The sequence below is a fragment of the Imperialibacter sp. genome (genome assembly GCF_040222815.1).
In the GTDB taxonomy this organism is placed as follows: Bacteria; Bacteroidota; Bacteroidia; order Cytophagales; family Cyclobacteriaceae; genus Imperialibacter.
In genome coordinates, this window is the sequence record NZ_JAVKCH010000025.1 from 1 (window position 1) to 17,270 (window position 17,270).

The window sequence follows — 17,270 nt, forward strand, 5'->3', positions numbered from 1 at the left end:
ATCAACCCTGCATATCGATCCTGTCGGAGTGGTTACAGTGAATAGCTTCCTGGAAGCATCTGGAAGTACGATCAAATCAGTAGTATCTGGAAGCCCCGCTACAATCAGTATGCCATCAGGAATTGATAATTGCTTTGAAAATCTAACCATAAAAGACATCAATGCTATTGGTGGGGCGAGCTTCACTGCGGCACAGGGCTATGACAACCAGGGTGGTAATTCTGGCTGGACATTTAGCAACGACCCGTGTGCAGGTTCATCCTCAATGGCCCGAATGACTGAAGCCACCGCCTTGGATACTTCATCAAGCACCTTAATTCCATCAGTCATCTACCCCAATCCATTCGAATCCAACTTCACAGTCATCAACCCTTATCAGGGCAAAGGTGAAGTGGAAGTCAGGATCATCGATCAGGCAGGTAAGATCGTGTTCTTAGAGAAAAGAGATGCTGGAGCGGAGCAATTTGATATTCAGGTAAAGACCATCAAACGAGGTATGTATATGTTGATGTTAACTCAGGGTGATAAGATGATCTCACATAAGATTGTGAAGGAATAACAGACTTGGAGTCTTGAAAGATAAAATGGCCCGGATGTCAAGTCCGGACCATTTCTTGTAAATATGTATTCACTCTTGTCTTAGAGTTGCTGTCGCTTTTAGAAAAATCTACTAGTTCAATGCTCCGAGATCATCCACGGTTTTGGCTACTCACTTCCCCATACTCTTCAACACCCTCCCCACAATCCCATCCATGCTGCTGCTGTCGATCCAGCGGGCAACGATAACGAGGTCGTTTTCCTGATCTACATACACCATATTAGCACCGGCACCAAGGTGGTAAAACGCCGAAGCTGGAGCGCTCGGCAAAGGCTTTTGCTCAGTATTAAGGAAGAAGTTCATAAAGCCGTAAGTGGTTTGAACGGGCGTTGGCGTTCGGGCCATGCCCAGCCATTTTTCCGAGATCAGCTGTTGGCCATTCCAATTGCCATTGCGTAGCGTGAGGTAGCCGAATCGGGCCTGGTCATAAGCGTTGATGAACATACCGCCGCCCCAATGCGAGCCGCCGCTCACCGACTGCACGGGCTTACCATCGAGCACAATCCACGAGTTTTCGTACCCTAGCCAGCGCCAGGTAGGTGAGGCACCGATAGGATCCATAATGTTTTCTTTAAGCACTTCTGGTAGTGGCTTTCTCCAAACATTGAGAATGCACAAGGCCAGCAGATTTACCCGGGTATCGTTGTATTTGTAGAAGCTTCCCGGCTCGTTTCTTTCTCTGCCAATCCATCCTTCAGTGTCACGGGGTGGACGGTCGGCCCAGTCGGGCTTGCCCCAGAGCGTGCCCTCCCAATCGCTGGTTTGGCGCAGCATGTGGTCCCAGGTGATTTTGCGGTTGTGTGCTGACTCAAACAGTTCCAATACGTCAGGCTCTTCAAACGACTCAGCTTTGTTGAGCGACATCCGGGCAGGCTCGTAAGGAATCACCGGGCCGATGTAGGGATAAACCTTGTCGTTGATGTCTCTGATCATGCCCTTGTCGTAAGCGAGGCCAACAGTGGTGGAAAGAAAGCTTTTTGCCACGCTAAACGTTTGATCTACCCGATCAGGATCGCCCCATTTAGCGATGATATAACCGCTTTTAATCACCATGCCCGTAGCAGGGCCTCTTTCCTTCAAGGGGCCTACGGCATCGCCGAATGGCTCTTTCCCGAAGCTCAAGTAGTGAGCCTCCTTCAAGTTCTTTGAAGCTTTTGACTCACTGGCAATGGCAAAATCAACGGCTTCTTGCAGCAAAGCGGCATCCACTCCCATAGCGGCTGGCGTGCGTTCTTCCCAGCTGCCTGCGGGTGGAAAATACGTTTTCGGGGTTTTGCTCTTTTGACCATGCGTCAAAAGTGGGTAAACCATGACAAGCAGAAGGAGGGTGGCTTTCAGAGACTTCATGAAACAAGGTCGGCTTAAAATGAAAAAAGGCAGTCGATGATTGACTGTTGAACAAAATTACAATTCAACAAGAAAAACCATTGACCACCTGTCACAGAAAGAACGAGGATTTGAGTAATCGAGTATTTGATAAAGGTACGATTCGGTTCTTGTACACAGGATCTGCCACTAACTACTCACCATTTACTCCTTACTAAATTACTTCTTACTTTTCCTCAACAATCACCACCTTCTCCATCACTTCACCCTCTCTGATCGCATCGATCACATCAAGGCCTTCGTATACTTTGCCGAAAACGGTGTGGTTTCTGTCGAGGTGGGCAGTGTTTTTGCGACTATGGCAAATGAAGAATTGTGAACCGCCAGTGTTTCTGCCAGCGTGTGCCATGCTGAGTACGCCACGGTCGTGGTATTGGTTTTCGCCGTCAAGCTCGCAGGGAATAGTGTAGCCAGGTCCACCTGCACCAGTGCCTTTAGGGCAGCCACCTTGAATAACAAAATCAGGAATCACCCTGTGGAAGGTAAGCCCGTCGTAGAAATTATGGTTGGCCAGTTCTTTGAAGTTGGCAACTGCTTTCGGTGCGTCTTTTTCGAAGAACTTGATCTTCATAACGCCTTTCTTGGTGTGTATTTCGGCTATTTGCATGATGTTAGTTGATATTTTAGTGTAAATTAAGCGAAGACAGCCTTTCGGTTGTTATACCTATTTCGGCCTGCAAAACACACAAAAGTAGTATTTGTATGCAACTGATCCCTGCATTATTATCAAAACGATTTCTTTTTGCCGTTTTTTTTCTGGCGTGCTCATTAACAGTTAAGGCTCAAACAGGATCGTTGTTTGGGAGGGTGGTCGATGCGAGTACCAAAGAGCCGTTGCCGTTTGCCAATGTTTTTATCAGTAGCACGACTTTGGGCTCCACCACAGCGCTGGATGGCTCGTTCCTGATTGAGAGAGTTCCTTTCGGATCGGTGCAACTGGTTGTTTCATACGTGGGCTATAAGCACCAAAAATTCAATTTTGATTTTACGGAAAGCTCCAACCTGAGCACTGCCATAGCACTCGAGCCAGCTTTAGAAGAGCTATCCGCCATTGAGGTTGCTTCGAAGAAGGACAAAAAGTGGGAAAGAAATCTATCGAAGTTTACCAAAGTGTTTCTCGGTGATACGGAATTTTCAAGGCGCTGCAAAATTCTGAACCCCTGGGTGCTTGAGTTTGCCGAAGACAAAGACAAGGGCCTGGTAGCTACAGCAAACACTCCGGTGGAAATCGAGAACCACGCACTGGGCTACAAGGTGTTCTATCATTTACGACTTTTCAATGCCAATTCGAGCTATTTCTTTTTTACAGGGGAAACCAGGTTCGAAGAAATGATCCCCGCAGATGAGCAGCAAAAGAGCCAGTGGATCAAAAATAGAGTCATCGCCTTTAAAGGGTCGACCAGGCATCTCTTTTTGGCCATACTTTATGAGTATATTCAACAAGGACAATTGCAACAGGAAGGATTTGCTTTGTTTCAGGAGAAGTTTCCAAGGGAGGGGCCTATTGTGCGGCACCCCGACCTCGCAAAAACAAAAAAGGAAGTCCTGATTGACTACCCCATAGAAAACATGGTGGGAGCCTCATATCGGACAGGGCTTTACAGAATATTGCTCAATGGCAAAGTAGAGGTGCATTACAAAAGGGAGCTGGGGGTGCCCAAAAACACGATTTACAATGACACATTGGTGGAGGTGTCGTGGCTGGAGGTGAAGGAAGGCTACGTAGATGTTACGAAAACCGGGCTTAACCAGCAGCCCGATCAGCTACTTGTGTCAGGCGCCATGAGCCAGGGTTGGGTCGCCATGATGCTGCCCAACGATTATGACCCCGCCAGTAATAATCCTTAGGAAATGGCTTCTTTTACCGCAGCGACATTTTTTGGCGAATTGCCAATGAAGATTTTCCCGTCTATGAGAAAAACAGGGCGTTTTAAAAAGGTATACTCATCAAGAATATAGTTTCTGTAATCTTGCTCGCCCAAGTTTTTATCTTTCAGGCCAAGGGCTTTGTATTTCATGGCTACTCTTGAGAATAGCGCCTCGTATGAGCCCGCCATCGCTTTCATCTCATCGATTTGTTGGGGAGTAATAGCCTCCTTTTTGATGTCCTGATAAATAAACTCTTTGCCAATACCCAGCTCTTTGATAATGCGCTGACAGGTGGAACAGGTGGAGAGGTGATATACTTTCTTCATGATGCAAAGAAAGAAAAATCTGCGAGATGTAACCCAGAAAAGATGGTGCTAGCCACTGATCTTGTACGTTTACTGTAAGACAAGTGACATTATGTGCTGCCTAAAAAAACCTCACTTCACAACGGTGCCAGGTACGGTAAAAATTACTTGGGATCACATTCCACCTATTACTTGGACTTCACCATCCGATAAGTGGATTCGCTGGAACAGCTTGGTAAAGACAGCCACAATCGTAAAGCTAGCCGACTAACACAACGATCTTAACCGACACAAGCAGAAGATTTAATCTTTACGAGAGCTACTGAATAGCCAGATACTGATGCCCGCCACAGTGATAAGGCTACCCACAGCAATGGCGAGATTAACGTTGCGCTGCGTGCGTCTTGCTTTTGTCAGGTAGGAAGAGCCAAGCCCCTTTTCTTCTATGAAGCTTTCAATTTTCTTGAGCCTGCTTTCAATTTCTTCTTTTGCTTTCGTTGCTATATCCATGATTTTGTGGTTCAAATTATACTATTGACAACGGCCAGCAACCGAAAATAGTTTAGATGTAGAGGATTCCTGTGGCTATCGCCCTGGAGTATGCCATCACGAATCAACGCATTAATCTAGTCTTCGTTGTCAGCAGCTAAGGGAACTAAAAAGGTATTCCTTGCTCTGTTTTAGCATCACATGCCTGCCTTTCCAGCAGTAATATGTGAAGGCACAAAACAACGCAACGGTGGCTTTCAGCCTGCACAAATACTGAGAACCCTACTCTCGCCTTAGCCCCTCAACAGGGTTGGCCCTGGCCGACCGCAATGATTGGGCTCCCACAGTTAAAAGACCAAGCGTAAGCACCAACACCCCTGGTAGCACAAAATAGAACCAATGGATGGACATCTGGTAGGCAAACTTGGATGTCCATTCTACGATGATGTAGTTAGCCAGGGGTACTGAGATGACAAAGGCGATGAGGATTAGCTTAACATAGTCCTTTGAAAACAACAGCACGATGGTGGCTGAACTGGCACCCAGCACTTTTCTTATGCTGATCTCTTTGGCTTTGCGACTGGCGGTGAAGGCCGACAGCCCGATAAGGCCGAGAATTGACACAATTATGCAGATGTAGGACAACGTTGAAATGAGTTTTAGTTGAATTTGGTCGACCCGGTATTGCTTGGCAAACTCCTGATCCAGAAAAGTGTACTCAAAAGGATGGTTGGGATCAAAGCCAGTCCAAATCTCTTCAATATCGGCAATTGTTGCCTTCATGTCTTCGCCCTTCATGCGTATGTGAATGCGACCACCATTGCTCTCGTCCAACACAATGAACAGAGGCTCAATTTTGTTGTGCAGCGATTCGAAATTAAAGTCCTTAACCACGCCAATCACCTGCCCGAAGTCCTCACCGTGAAAGTACTTCACCTTTTTGCCCACGGCATTGTCTCCCCAACCCAATTCTCTGGCGCCTGTTTCGTTCACGATGAACTTCATAACGTACTCTGCTTCAGAATCGGGATTAAAATCACGACCGTCGACTACTTCTATACCCATGGTTTCCAGGTAGTCGGGCCCCGACCAAATCATCGTCATGCTTTGCTGTGCCATGGCCGTGTCCTTTTCCACCCATACCACCTGACCTCCAAACCCCATGCCTGGCGTGCCATAGGAAGTAGCGGCGCTGATAATATTGGGGTTTTTCCTGAGCTCAGTTCTAATGGCATCCATGTGGTTGGCTGTAACGGTGTCTTTTACTTCTATCACCAGCACGTTGTCCTTTGCAAAACCGAGCTCCTTGTTTTGCATATACTCAATTTGCTTGTCCATAAGCACGGTGCAAATGATAACAAACAGTGATACCACAAACTGAAAGACAATGAGCCCTTTTCTTAGCAGAGTGCCGGACTTGTCGCCAGTGAAGGTTCCTTTGAGTGCCTGCACGACTGGTACGGAGGGGATGTATAGGGCGGGGTAGACCCCGGAAAGAACACCTACAAGCAGGGTGATAATAAGCATTCCGAAGGTGAGGAATGGGTTGGAAAAGAAGTTGAGCGACAGGTTTTTGTCAATCCAGGAGTTGAAAGGTGTGAGTTCCAAGACCACATACGAAAGCGCTATAGCTATCAACATAGCAATGAAAGCTATTAGAATTGCCTCCAGCATGACATTGCGGAAAAGCTCAGCTTTTGAAAACCCAAGCACTTTTCGGATGCCCATTTCGCCTGTTCTTACCACCGAGCGGGCAGTGGCCATGTTCATATAGTTAATACAGGCCAAAATGATGATAAAAATGCCCACTATGGCGAAGGTGTAGACATAGTTGATGTTGCCTACCGGCTCATCGCCGGAAAGGTCTGAATTGAAGTGGATATCGGCAAGGGGTTGTAATTTCGGTATAACAGTTCCGTTGATGCGTTTGGCAAAAAGGCCAAAGGTCTTGTCAAATATAGCCGGGAATTTGTCGTCGAATGTTTTGGGATCATAGTCAACGGGCATCAGCAGGTAAGTGTACCCGTTAGGATTCCAGAATCCTTCCGATTTGCGGGTAGCATCGCCTTCTTCAATCCAATTTCGTGGAGCAATATGTGATAAGAGAATCTCGTATTTTAGGTGGGAGTTGTCGGGAAGGTCAGAAATAACAGCAGTAACTTTGCGTGTGTCTCCTTCCGGAAAAATCAGCAGCTTGCCAACGGCCTCATCTTCACCAAAATACTTTTCGGCAATGCTCTTTGTGATAACGACCTTGCCGGGACCTTCCAGGCATGATTTTGGGTCGCCTTCAAAAAAAATGTGATCAAACAGGGAGAACATATTGCTGTCAGCCCTCCAAATCTTATCCTCGTAGAATTGCTTATGCACCCCATCTTGCTCCTTGTACTCTACCATCGACTCATTATATCCCAGAAAGCGCACATACTCCAGCACTTCGGGGAGGTCGGCTTTGAGTATCGGAGCCAACTCTCTGGCGGTATTTGCCGTGTTGAAATCGGCACCGTCAGCTTTCAGGTGGTTCGTGAAGCGATAAATTTGCTTGTGTTTGGCAAAGTGTTGGTCGTAGGTGAGTTCTCCCTGCAGGAACAGCAGGAGTATGATGCCCACGGTGATACCCAGTGCCAGCCCGAGGATGTTGAGCACAGAGTAAACGCTGTCTTTTAGAAATAACCTGAGGGCAAAGATGAGGTGGTTGCGAAGCATGAGGTAGTATTTTGAGTTGTTACATCAAAAATAACGAATGTAGCCATTCCACGACTGGAGCTTGCAGCAAGAGGTAGACTGAGTGCAGGAACAGGTTAAATACCTAGTCTTTCCAGTAATTTCACCCGAAAGTTTCGGCTGACCTTTAGTTGGGAGCTATCGATCAATTCAATTTCGTATTCATTGTTTTCCTGTTTGTGGAGGGCCTTGACAAACGCATGGTTAACAATGTATGACTTGTGTATTCTTGTAAAGCCGCTGTCGGGCAAGCGCTCCTCCATTTTTTTCATGGTTTCCCTTAGCAGGAAGAAACGATCTGCCACGTGAATTTTTACATAGTAGTCGAATGCTTCCACATACCGGATGTCGGGAAGTTCCAGCAAATGAATGCTGCCATCTACTTTGATCACCAGCCTCCCCTGATCGCCATCATTTCGAACAAGTGACGACGTCCCTTTCAAACTGGCTTTAGTTTGATCTATCAGGGTTTTGACTGCCCCATTTTCTACTTCCTGGGCCTTTAGTTTTGTTTTTGCTCGCTGAAGCGCCTGATCAAACCTTTCGTCGCTGAAGGGTTTAAGCAGGTAATCCACTGCGTTGACTTCAAATGCCTTCAGTGCAAACTGATCGTGAGCAGTAATAAAAACTACTTGCGGCCAGGGCTTCGGAAGGCTTGCCAGTACTTCAAACCCATTCACGCCGGGCATCTGTACATCCAGAAAGATCAGGTCGGGTTTCAATGCCCTGATCTGGTCGATGGCTTCCACACCATTGACACAGAGTCCGATAAGCTGTACCTCTTCATAATCCTCCAGCAGCACAGCCAATCCTCTGCGGGCGGTTTCCTCATCGTCTATCACAAGGCACTTAATCTTCATATCAACCTAAAAGGTAAAGTAATTCTGAACGCAATGCCAGCGCCAGTGCTCATGCTTTGGAAGCGAAAGTCAGTGCCATAGTGCCGCCTGAGCCGATGAATGACATTGGGCAAACCCACGCCTTCTGATCCGTTGACCGTATCGAACCGTCGCATTTGTTCGGTAGTGTTGAAGACGGTGAGTACCAGAGCGTCGTTCTCTTTTGCTCCTGTGATGCTGATCTTTTGCTGCCGCAGGCTATCTCTCACCCCATGTTTGAAGGCGTTTTCAACAAGTGGTTGTAATATCATTTGTGGCACCTCGGCTGGGAGCAAGTCTTCGCTGAAATCTTGTGTTACTTCTACCTGCTCGCCAAACCTCACACTTTCAATCATCAGGTATTTGTTCAGGAGGTCAATTTCTTCAGATAGGGGAACCGTTTTCTCCCGCTGCCTCGACAACACAGACCTCAGTAGGTCATTAAGGGAGGCGATCATTGCTACAGCAAGTTTGTTCTCCTTGAGCCTCACTTTCATGGCGATGCTGTTCATGGCATTGAACAGAAAATGTGGATTGAGCTCCGTTCGCAGTACACTGAGGTCGGACGCTGCAAGCTCTTTTTGGATGACTTCTGATCGCTGTTTTTCAAAGGCCAGTCTTTCTCTTGTCTGTAGGTACAAAAAAATGAAAATATAGCTCCAATACCAGAGCATGCCATCAACCGCATAGGGCCAGGACTGCCTGAAGTAGCTGCCAGATTGATAGAAATTGTAATGTTCGGGGAGACGGAAAAACCGTTCTAATAAGATAATTAATAGACCGGTTAAGAAAAAATGAAGTATGCCAAAGCCAGCGCTTATTGCCAAATGTCGTTTGATGAAAGCCCGCCGCCCAGTTGTTTCCAGCGATTTGAAGAAATACAGTGCTAAGGGGCTTAGTATCCAAAGGGAAAGGAAGTAGCCGCCAGGCCAAAAAAGGATATTGTCGACGATTAGCCCATCAGTCCATGCCTCTCTGGCCCATACAAAGCCAAAAAGCCCGGCCAGCACCAGGGTGTTGTAGGGAGCGAATTGCTTGCTGGAAAATGAATCGTTTGGTGCCATTGGTTGGGTGCGAGGAATACCAAGCCTCCAAATTAGTCAATTGTTGGGTTTCAGGACTATCTAGTTTACATAACCCTGAGGTAAACGCTTTCACTTACAACCCTCCAAGAGTTTGTTGTAGTGAGCGCAATAGAAGGTCATAGTGCGACTATATGATTGTGAACCCTTGGAGGAGTTCTTACAAAATGTCCTTAAAATAGCCTTGCTCTGAGCAACGCACAGGCCTCTCAATTCCTCGGCCCATAAACCGGCAACGCCGCTCCAGCCTCCAATGCTCCCAAATCAGGTGCTTTCCCCGTGAATCCATCGGTGATGTTTGGAATTGATACCCCGGCGTCGATTGCTTTGCTGCCTTTCTTTAGGCTAAAATTGACACCCTCAACTGGGTAAATGTGCCCCCTTTTGTCGGGAATGGGCACGTTTTCGAAAACGTCGAAATCAACTTCAACGCTGTGTGTTTCAAAACTAGTCAACTTGCTTAGCTCTTTGATTGACGATGCTTCCACCCATGTTAGTTCTTTTTCATCAGCATGATTTTGAGCGTCAGTCGTTGGGTAGCGTAGCCGGTAGCTTTTCTCTGCTCCTGACTTTTTCCCGTACCCATTGTAGTCCATGGTCGAATAAGCTGTAAGGGTGGTTGCACTCAATGCCGGCCGACTGTCGGAAGGGCCCATAAAAATGTTGTTACGAAAGTGGCCATTCGAAAACACACTGATGGCGGCCTCGGTAATGAAGGTGTTGTTGTATGTGTAAATGCCTGCTGGCCTGATCATATATTTCAGTGCAGTGCCTGGTGTATTGTAGCAGATATTGCGAATAAAGTATACAGGGCCGCCAAACATAGGTTGGGCACTCAGGGAGGCATGGTATGAATTGAAGCCTCTGTTTTCAAACACCCTGATATTATGCACACCACCGTCGGCCTCAATAAAGTCGTCGGCCATGTTGAAGATATCGTTTCTGTAAAAGTCGATCGACGCACACTTGGGCTTGCCATCTTCAGGCAGCCCATGTGTATCAACACTGATGCCATCGTGGAAAAACGATATGCTGTTGTGGCACACCACGTGCCCCTGACCATAAACCTTGATGGCCACGTAGGAGGTAAGCGGGGCAGGCTTTTCGAAGCCATACCAACCAATGAGCGTGTCGGGCTCGTGCCGACCAATGAGGGTGTTGTCAGCGATATAAAAATCTTTGGAATCGGCGCTGTGCGTCATCACGGCCATGCCTATGTCTTCCATTTTGCAGTGCTTCACGGTTAGCCCGCTGGCACCCATCACTCTTTTTAGCCCGGCATAAAAAGCCACCTCGGTATTCCTGATGGTGAGCCCTTCAAAGTAATGGTAGTCGGCGGCCATCACGTCGAACAAACGGTATGCACCATCTCCATCGAAAATCACTTCGCCATCACCGGCCGATTTAATAGTGATGGGCTTTTCTGGAGTTCCTTTTTGCGTGAGCACGTAAGCACCATGAAAATCAAGCGCCAGCTCATGGGCGTACTTTCTTCTGTCCCCCTTATAAAGACCGGCGTGCACGAGAATAATGTCTCCTGGCTGCACACGAGGCTCGGGCACCATCCACCAGTCACCCTGGTTGCCTTCGCCATAATATGCAGCATTCAAGCCGGTAAAAGCCGGACTTTCCTTTGGCCCGTCGTAGCCTATAGGATAGACATGATAAGTTTGGCCACCGACATATGGCTGGGGTTCGGCTCTTGTTTTGAAGGTGACTATTTTCTCGGCTATTCCTGATACGCCATCAGGATCAGTTAGGATGAACCGACCTTCGTACCATGTGTCCGGTTCGAGGTTGAAAATGCTGCCTGCAAACATATCAGGCACGGTGTACACCCAGCGCTGATCGTGACCATACACTTTCTCATCGCCGATTCTCAGCAGCGGATGTCCGTGTTTCCATTGTGTATCTCCCTTCTTTCGATAGTCGACCGCCACGGTGGCATTCCTGTTGTCATCACCAAAAATTTTCCATTCAAAGCCAGCGCACAACAGGGTAGAGGGTTCGACGATAAACTCGTCTGCCATGGTCTTGTCAGCTACCGAAGCAGACTGCCAACTGACGAAAAGTAAAGAGGCGAGGAGAGCAATAAGGGTGATTGTTTTCATGGCAAAGAAGTTACGTGGATAAACGCTGAACGGAAACCGAAATAGGAGGAACCACCCCTAATTAGTGTTTGCCGGTGCTGCCTCAAAAGCGCTGACTGCTACGCTTTCGATCAGGGCAGGGAAAAAACGACCATCCAACCGCCCGGCTTCTCCCGGTTGCCAGTGACCGCAATAGCCACATACTGCCTGCCGTTTGCTTCGTATACCGCCGGACTGGCATACCCGTTTCCTGGCAAGTCTGCCGTCCATATCTCATCACCTGTCTCTTTGTCAAACGCCCGAATCTTTTGGTCACCGGTAGCTGCTATAAACACCAATCCACCAGCTGTTACCACCGGCCCACCGTAATTTTCAATACCCGTCGCAGGATCGCCAGGCTGCTGAAGTTCGGGAATATTGCCCAGCGGCACCCGCCAGGAATACTCTCCTGTATTCAGGTTGATGGCGTTCAATGTGCCCCAGGGTGGCTTGATGGCTGGTCGTCCTTCGTTGTCTCTAAAATATCCATAAGCCGTCAGGTTGAGGTAAACCATGCCGGTGTCAGACTCATTCTGGGGTTTTTGAGAAATCTTGTCCGTGTTAATCTCCAGCAGGAACGAAAGAATTTCTTCTTCGTTGCCAGTCGCCACCTGACCAAAGGCAGGCATTTTCCCTTTGCCATATTTTATCCGGTCAAGGATGTCGGATTTGCTCAGCTTGCTGCCTACTGTCGTAAGCGATGGAATGGATGGGTCTTCGGACTGTTTGTTTTTGCCATGGCATGAAGCACAGTAAGTGTTGTAGAAAGACCGGCCCACATTGAACATGCTTTGGTCTCTCGGGCTCTTCCACGCCACACCCCGGCTTACTTTGGCAATTTCGGGCGACTCGTTGGCGTTGAGGTAAAGCAAGCCTGTTTCCTGATCCCAGGCGGCACCACCCCATTCTGAGCCGCCACGGCTGCCCGGTGTCAGCAGTGTGCCACTCGTGTCGGGTGGGGTATAAATCCCTTCATACCTAAAACTTTTAAAGGCATCGAGCACTTCTTTTTTTGCATCAGGGGTAAAGTCCAATAAATCACTTTCGGAAATATATTGTTTTGAATAAGGCAAAGGCTTGGTAGGGAATGGCTGCGTGGGCCAGGCTTCCTCACCAGGAATGTTGCTGGCTGGCACAGGTCTTTCTTCTACGGGGAAAATTGGCTCGCCGGTTTCTCTGTCTAATATAAACAAGAATCCTGTCTTGGTGGTTTGCGCCACTGCATCGACCGCTCGTCCACCTTTCGTTACCGTGACCAGGTTGGGAGGAGCAGGCAGGTCGTAGTCCCACAGGTCGTGGTGAGTAGTTTGGAAGTGCCAGACGAGCTTTCCGGTTGCCGCTTCCAAAGCCACCAGGCTATTGCCAAAAAGGTTCATTCCCTTCCGGTCTGATCCGTAATAGTCGTAAGTAGGCGAGCCTAATGGTATGTAGACAATGCCCCTCTTTTCATCCAGACTCATACCGCCCCAGTTATTGGCACCACCCACCTTCTTCCAGGCGTCGGGTGGCCACGTATCGTACCCAACTTCTCCCGGCCAGGGAATAGTGTGAAAAGTCCATTCAAGCTCCCCTGTGCGAACGTTGTACGCCCGAATGTAACCCGGAGCGGCGCCATAGGATTCTGAAACCTCCGAGCCAAGGATAATCAGATCGTTGTAAATGATACCGGGTGAAGTGGGCACCACCCAGGCTTCTTCGCCCGAGAAGTTTTCGATATTCAGGTTGACTTTTCCTTGCTCACCAAAGCCCAGTATCTGTTCTCCATTGGTGGCGTTCAAAGCAAAGAGATGATTCCTGGCGGTGAACAGAATTCGCTTTTCACCACTACCTTCCCAGTAAGACACCCCTCTTTTGATGGCGCCCCCTTTTCCATCAAATGGATCGAACGACCAGATGACGTCCCCGGTGGCAGCGTCAAGCGCATACACCACGTGTCTGGCAGACGTGAGATACATCACAGGGCCGACAACGATTGGATTACACTCGTATTTGACCGCTCTGGCACCTTCGGGAGCGTCGGTGGGTTCAAAAACCCAACTTACTTCCAGCCGACTCACGTTGTCTTTTGTGATTTGAGTGAGACTGGAATAGCTGCTGCTGGCGGCATCTCCCTTGTACACCGACCAACTATCTCTCGTAGCAGTTCCGTTTTGGCATGATGAGAGACAGAACAGCGCAGGAAAAAGACACGCAATGAAAAAAGCTTTCCAAAAACTAACGCTAATAATATTTTTCATAAAGGGTGTTGTAGGTAATGAAAGCGCTGCCGGAGGGAAGATAGACAGAATTCGCAATTATTGGAACCCGTATTTGATAAGCAGGTGATTGTAGAGCTACACATCATTGTGTTAAAAAGACGCATCAAGGCTTTGACAAAGACAAGACATTCTTTAGCTTAGCTTGACTCCCGTGGGTGTCTACCTAGTCATCTCCGGATTCCATCGTATCCCCCGAAAGTGATGCTGATGGATTAGACACAATTTCCAATTTTCTCTAGACACCATGAACACCAGAAGAGATTTCCTAAAAAAGACTGGCGCAGGAGCTGCTGGTTTGGGCCTTGCTGCCACCTTACCATTTGACCTTTTCGCAGAAGCGCCAGCCAAAAAACTGTTCTTCGATATTTCCCTTGCTCAGTTTTCTCTGGCGGGCTCCTTTTTCAGCCAGAAGCTAACTAATATCGAGTTTCCGGCGCTGGCCAAAAACACCTATGGTATTTCCAATATTGAATACGTGTCTACTTTTTGGAATGGAAAAGGAGGAGATAAAGCGTACGTTAAAGAACTGAAAACCCGCACCGACGACCTTGGTGTGCGCAATGTGCTCATCATGGTAGATGCCGAAGGTGAATTGGGCCATCCTGATGCCGCTACCAGGAAGCAAGCCGTTGAAAATCATTACAAATGGGTGGAAGCTGCCAAAGAGATTGGCTGTCATGCGATCAGGGTCAACCTGGACGGGCCTGGCACCGATGAGGAAATTGCCAAAGCAGGCGTGGATGGCTACGGCAGTCTGGTAGAATTCGGCCAGCAGGCAGGCATCAGTGTCATCATTGAAAACCATTTTGGCCCGTCGACCGATGCCAAATGGCTGGTGGAGGTAATGAAGCAGGTAAACAACCCTTATGCAGGGCTACTGCCTGACTTCGGTAACTTCGTTCGCAGGGAGCGCATGGAAGAGATGACTATAGAGGCTTTCAAAAACGCCAAAGTCATTGCCACTTTTGATAAGTACGAAAGTGTGAAAGCCATGATGCCGTATGCCAAAGGAGTAAGTGCCAAAACCCATGGATTTGATGCAAAGGGCAACGATACAGAAACTGACTTCGTTAAGATGCTCACCATCATCAAAGACTCCGGTTTCAAAGGGTTTATGGGCATAGAAGCCGAAGGCGCCGCCATGAAGATGTTTGGCGTAGAAGGCAACTACCCGACGGAAGAGGAGGGCATTAAGTTAACCAAGGCATTGTTGGAGAAAGTGGGAGGGAAGGTGTATTAGCCTTCAGAAATCATCAGCACCTCCGTACGCTTTGAGGATTGTTGTCAGTTGCGCTTTAAGTACCTGTCAGACTCCAGTCGAGAGGTATAAGACCGTAGTTGTCCAATAGCAGATAGCCTATGCCCAACATGAAAATTCCAATATACATATCAATAATATGTCCGCCATCATATGTATCGGAGAAGCTCTTTGACTTTCGGTAAAAAATTAGCCAACGAAATCCTGAGCCGACTATAGGAAACACAAAGAGGAACATCGGAAAGAAAATGGCTGCAAATACGAGATTGTCGTCTAACAAATTCGTAATGGAACTGCCGAAAACAATAGTTAAGTAAATAAGTAGACCGACGGAAGTGTCCTTGAGTCTGCTAAAAGCAGTCTTTCTATTTTCAGAAAAGGTTGTGCCATTCCTTTTTGAATAAAGTGTTCGTGATACAGAGCCAAGGCGGGGAATAAAATACGCTAGACTGAAAATTAGAAGTATGAAAAATAAGCTAACCATTTCTCTAATGTCACCAATTTCTTCATAGAATAGTACTGAAAATGATGGTTTCTCAGTAGTCGCTCACCCTCGCCTTTCTAAAATCAAACACAAAATTATACCCCTCGACAGGCACCACCACCCGATAGTACCTGTAGTATCCATTTTTAGGGAAATACACCTTACCTCTCAATGCTGAAGTGTCGGGTAAGTCCATCGGCTGCATGATTTCCTGGTCGAGGTAGTGGAGGTCTTCTCTGGTATAGTAGTTTCTCTCCTGAGTTGAGCGAATGACAGCGTCAGTTGTGATCAGTGTCGAGGCAGTCAGTGCATCCCTGGTTTGTGATTTGTTCCAGTCCTTTTGGGTATAGAACTCTTTCTTTGAATCTCTCACGTCGCTGGCTACGTCAGCTACCACCATGCCTACCGAGAGCACGCCGAAGATAATGGCCAGTGTTTGCTGCTGCTTAATTTGCGTTTCGTAGTGGTCTTCCACCACGTTTTTGGTCAGAGACTTTCTAAGATAACCAGGCACTTGACTATATGGAAATGATACCTGATGGATATTGTCTGCCATATCAGAAAGCTCAGGAAAGGGGCTGCTCCCTGCGTAGTAATGAAATAGCTTGGGGTCAACCTTGAGCGGCAGGCCACTCTTGTTCACTATCTCCAGGTCAAAGATCACCAACCTGTTTTCTGTCTCCACATGCTCAAGCACCGCTGTGATGCTATCTGCTTCCAGCACCATATAGTATGGATCCTGATAAGCTTTTGAAAAATTGATGGGTACAAGGCGCTGACCAAAGGCCGTTGAGCCAACCAGTAGCAATAGGAGAGTAGCATAAGTCTTCATGGCGCAGGGTTTCGAAATAATGCAGCAAGTATTGTGCCTTTTTTTGCTCGGAATACTTTTGGGATCAGGTGAGGTGATGCCACCAGCTAGGGCTGTGGGCACCACCGTCGTGCCCACAGCCGTAGCTGATGGCACGACCTATTTGTCCTTTACTTTTGAAGTCCTCTTAACTAGTTTTATCTCAAACGATTGTAGCTACTATTTTAGAAAACCTCCATGAAAAAACGCCTACTCCTCTCCATAGTCCTTTTATCGATACTCACGCTATACTTGCCCGCCACGGCTCAGCAGAGTGTCACCCACCAGAATGTGTTCGATACCATCCCGTTTATCATGGATCACCACAAGCGGAGGCTGGAAAAGTTTTCAAAAGAACCCATGAGCACAGGCAAGATTCTTTTCCTTGGCAATAGCATCACCGAAGGCGGCCCCTGGGCCGAACTGCTCGGCGACCCGACTGTAGTTAACCGGGGTATTGGCGGCGATTTCAGCTTTGGTATCCTCAATCGGTTGGATGAAATCATTGAACGCAAGCCGTCTAAGCTCTTTCTTTTGATCGGCGTGAATGATATCGGTAACGACATCCCGGATGCCGTCATTGCTGACAATGTCAGGAAGATCGTTACCAGGCTAAAAGCTGAAAGCCCCGCTACGGAGATTTACATCCAAAGCATTCTGCCCGTCAATCCTGAGTACCCCAGGTTTCCTCAGCACTACGACAAGCAGTACCATGTGTTGATGACCAATCAGTTATTGTATAAAGTAGCGCTCGACACTAAAGTGACCTTCGTTAACCTGTTTCCGCTGTTCCTTGACAACCGTCAGCGCCTGGATGCCAATCTCACAAAAGACGGGCTGCACCTCAACCGCCAAGGCTATGAAATTTGGGTGGAGCATTTGAAGGAGATGGGGTATTTACCTCACCCCTAGAAATCCGAAGGATTTCTTCCCCTCTCCTAGCAGGAGAGGGGGAAAGTC

Annotated in this window: 14 protein-coding genes; 4 read left to right on the forward strand and 10 right to left on the reverse strand. The window is 47.8% G+C overall.

What is annotated here, in order from left to right:
* Positions 1–559 (forward strand): T9SS type A sorting domain-containing protein (locus RIF36_RS12940; RefSeq protein ID WP_350119034.1); only part of this gene is annotated, 559 nt, incomplete at its 5' end.
* Between the two features lie 150 nt (positions 560–709).
* On the opposite strand, the gene RIF36_RS12945 is transcribed toward RIF36_RS12940, so the two are convergent.
* Positions 710–1,945: a serine hydrolase domain-containing protein gene (locus RIF36_RS12945; RefSeq protein ID WP_502880855.1), complete on the reverse strand. Its 1,236-nt coding sequence runs from the start codon at positions 1,943–1,945 to the stop codon at positions 710–712.
* 205 nt (positions 1,946–2,150) lie between these two features.
* Positions 2,151–2,591: a peptidylprolyl isomerase gene (locus RIF36_RS12950; RefSeq protein ID WP_350071185.1), complete on the reverse strand. Its 441-nt coding sequence runs from the start codon at positions 2,589–2,591 to the stop codon at positions 2,151–2,153.
* Positions 2,592–2,686: 95 nt separating this feature from the next.
* On the opposite strand from RIF36_RS12950, the gene RIF36_RS12955 reads away from it, so the two are divergent.
* Positions 2,687–3,832: a carboxypeptidase-like regulatory domain-containing protein gene (locus RIF36_RS12955; protein ID WP_350119037.1), complete on the forward strand. Its 1,146-nt coding sequence runs from the start codon at positions 2,687–2,689 to the stop codon at positions 3,830–3,832.
* Here RIF36_RS12955 and RIF36_RS12960 read toward each other — a convergent pair.
* The 7 genes from RIF36_RS12960 to RIF36_RS12990 all read right to left on the reverse strand — a co-directional run bounded on the left by RIF36_RS12960 (position 3,829) and on the right by RIF36_RS12990 (position 13,697).
* On the reverse strand, positions 3,829–4,179 hold the full coding sequence (locus tag RIF36_RS12960) for an arsenate reductase family protein (protein WP_350119040.1): 351 nt from the start codon (positions 4,177–4,179) through the stop codon (positions 3,829–3,831). The genes RIF36_RS12955 and RIF36_RS12960 overlap by 4 nt on opposite strands.
* Before the next feature lie 282 nt (positions 4,180–4,461).
* Positions 4,462–4,668 carry a hypothetical protein gene (locus tag RIF36_RS12965; RefSeq protein ID WP_350071193.1) on the reverse strand — a complete coding sequence of 69 codons (207 nt, stop codon included), beginning with the start codon at positions 4,666–4,668 and terminating at the stop codon, positions 4,462–4,464.
* A gap of 261 nt (positions 4,669–4,929) precedes the next feature.
* Positions 4,930–7,353, reverse strand: coding sequence for an ABC transporter permease (locus tag RIF36_RS12970; protein WP_350119043.1), 2,424 nt, complete (start codon positions 7,351–7,353; stop codon positions 4,930–4,932).
* A 95-nt stretch (positions 7,354–7,448) separates the two neighbouring features.
* Positions 7,449–8,231, reverse strand: coding sequence for a LytR/AlgR family response regulator transcription factor (locus RIF36_RS12975; protein ID WP_350119046.1), 783 nt, complete (start codon positions 8,229–8,231; stop codon positions 7,449–7,451).
* Complete coding sequence (locus tag RIF36_RS12980; RefSeq protein WP_350119049.1) at positions 8,228–9,313, reverse strand: sensor histidine kinase; 1,086 nt, start codon at positions 9,311–9,313, stop codon at positions 8,228–8,230. Before RIF36_RS12980 ends, RIF36_RS12975 begins: the two co-directional genes overlap by 4 nt.
* A 227-nt stretch (positions 9,314–9,540) precedes the next feature.
* Positions 9,541–11,442, reverse strand: a complete 1,902-nt coding sequence (locus RIF36_RS12985) for a right-handed parallel beta-helix repeat-containing protein (RefSeq protein WP_350119052.1) — start codon at positions 11,440–11,442, stop codon at positions 9,541–9,543.
* Between the two features lie 110 nt (positions 11,443–11,552).
* The gene (locus tag RIF36_RS12990) at positions 11,553–13,697 is read right to left on the reverse strand and encodes a pyrroloquinoline quinone-dependent dehydrogenase (protein ID WP_350119055.1); all 2,145 of its coding nucleotides are present in this window, start codon (positions 13,695–13,697) and stop codon (positions 11,553–11,555) included.
* Positions 13,698–13,962: 265 nt separating this feature from the next.
* Here RIF36_RS12990 and RIF36_RS12995 point away from each other — a divergent pair, with 265 nt between their 5' ends.
* Entirely contained in the window at positions 13,963–14,958 is a 996-nt protein-coding gene (locus tag RIF36_RS12995) for a sugar phosphate isomerase/epimerase family protein (RefSeq protein ID WP_350119058.1), read from the forward strand.
* 554 nt (positions 14,959–15,512) lie between these two features.
* Here the strand turns inward: RIF36_RS12995 and RIF36_RS13000 are convergent.
* Positions 15,513–16,292, reverse strand: a complete 780-nt coding sequence (locus RIF36_RS13000; RefSeq protein ID WP_350119061.1) for a hypothetical protein — start codon at positions 16,290–16,292, stop codon at positions 15,513–15,515.
* 216 nt (positions 16,293–16,508) lie between these two features.
* On the opposite strand from RIF36_RS13000, the gene RIF36_RS13005 reads away from it, so the two are divergent.
* Positions 16,509–17,222 carry a GDSL-type esterase/lipase family protein gene (locus RIF36_RS13005; RefSeq protein ID WP_350119064.1) on the forward strand — a complete coding sequence of 238 codons (714 nt, stop codon included), beginning with the start codon at positions 16,509–16,511 and terminating at the stop codon, positions 17,220–17,222.
* The last annotated feature ends 48 nt before the right edge of the window (positions 17,223–17,270 follow it).

Bases quoted from the DNA above. Each gene is read 5' to 3' on its own strand.
- RIF36_RS13005 (WP_350119064.1), top strand. From the start codon at position 16,509: ATGAAAAAACGCCTACTCCTCTCCATAGTCCTTTTATCGATACTCACG.
- RIF36_RS12995 (WP_350119058.1), top strand. From the start codon at position 13,963: ATGAACACCAGAAGAGATTTCCTAAAAAAGACTGGCGCAGGAGCTGCT.
- RIF36_RS12950 (WP_350071185.1), bottom strand. From the start codon at position 2,591: ATGCAAATAGCCGAAATACACACCAAGAAAGGCGTTATGAAGATCAAG.
- RIF36_RS12975 (WP_350119046.1), bottom strand. From the start codon at position 8,231: ATGAAGATTAAGTGCCTTGTGATAGACGATGAGGAAACCGCCCGCAGA.
- RIF36_RS12985 (WP_350119052.1), bottom strand. From the start codon at position 11,442: ATGAAAACAATCACCCTTATTGCTCTCCTCGCCTCTTTACTTTTCGTC.
- RIF36_RS12955 (WP_350119037.1), top strand. From the start codon at position 2,687: ATGCAACTGATCCCTGCATTATTATCAAAACGATTTCTTTTTGCCGTT.
- RIF36_RS12990 (WP_350119055.1), bottom strand. From the start codon at position 13,697: ATGAAAAATATTATTAGCGTTAGTTTTTGGAAAGCTTTTTTCATTGCG.
- RIF36_RS13000 (WP_350119061.1), bottom strand. From the start codon at position 16,292: ATGAAGACTTATGCTACTCTCCTATTGCTACTGGTTGGCTCAACGGCC.
- RIF36_RS12980 (WP_350119049.1), bottom strand. From the start codon at position 9,313: ATGGCACCAAACGATTCATTTTCCAGCAAGCAATTCGCTCCCTACAAC.
- RIF36_RS12965 (WP_350071193.1), bottom strand. From the start codon at position 4,668: ATGGATATAGCAACGAAAGCAAAAGAAGAAATTGAAAGCAGGCTCAAG.
- RIF36_RS12945 (WP_502880855.1), bottom strand. From the start codon at position 1,945: ATGAAGTCTCTGAAAGCCACCCTCCTTCTGCTTGTCATGGTTTACCCA.
- RIF36_RS12960 (WP_350119040.1), bottom strand. From the start codon at position 4,179: ATGAAGAAAGTATATCACCTCTCCACCTGTTCCACCTGTCAGCGCATT.
- RIF36_RS12970 (WP_350119043.1), bottom strand. From the start codon at position 7,353: ATGCTTCGCAACCACCTCATCTTTGCCCTCAGGTTATTTCTAAAAGAC.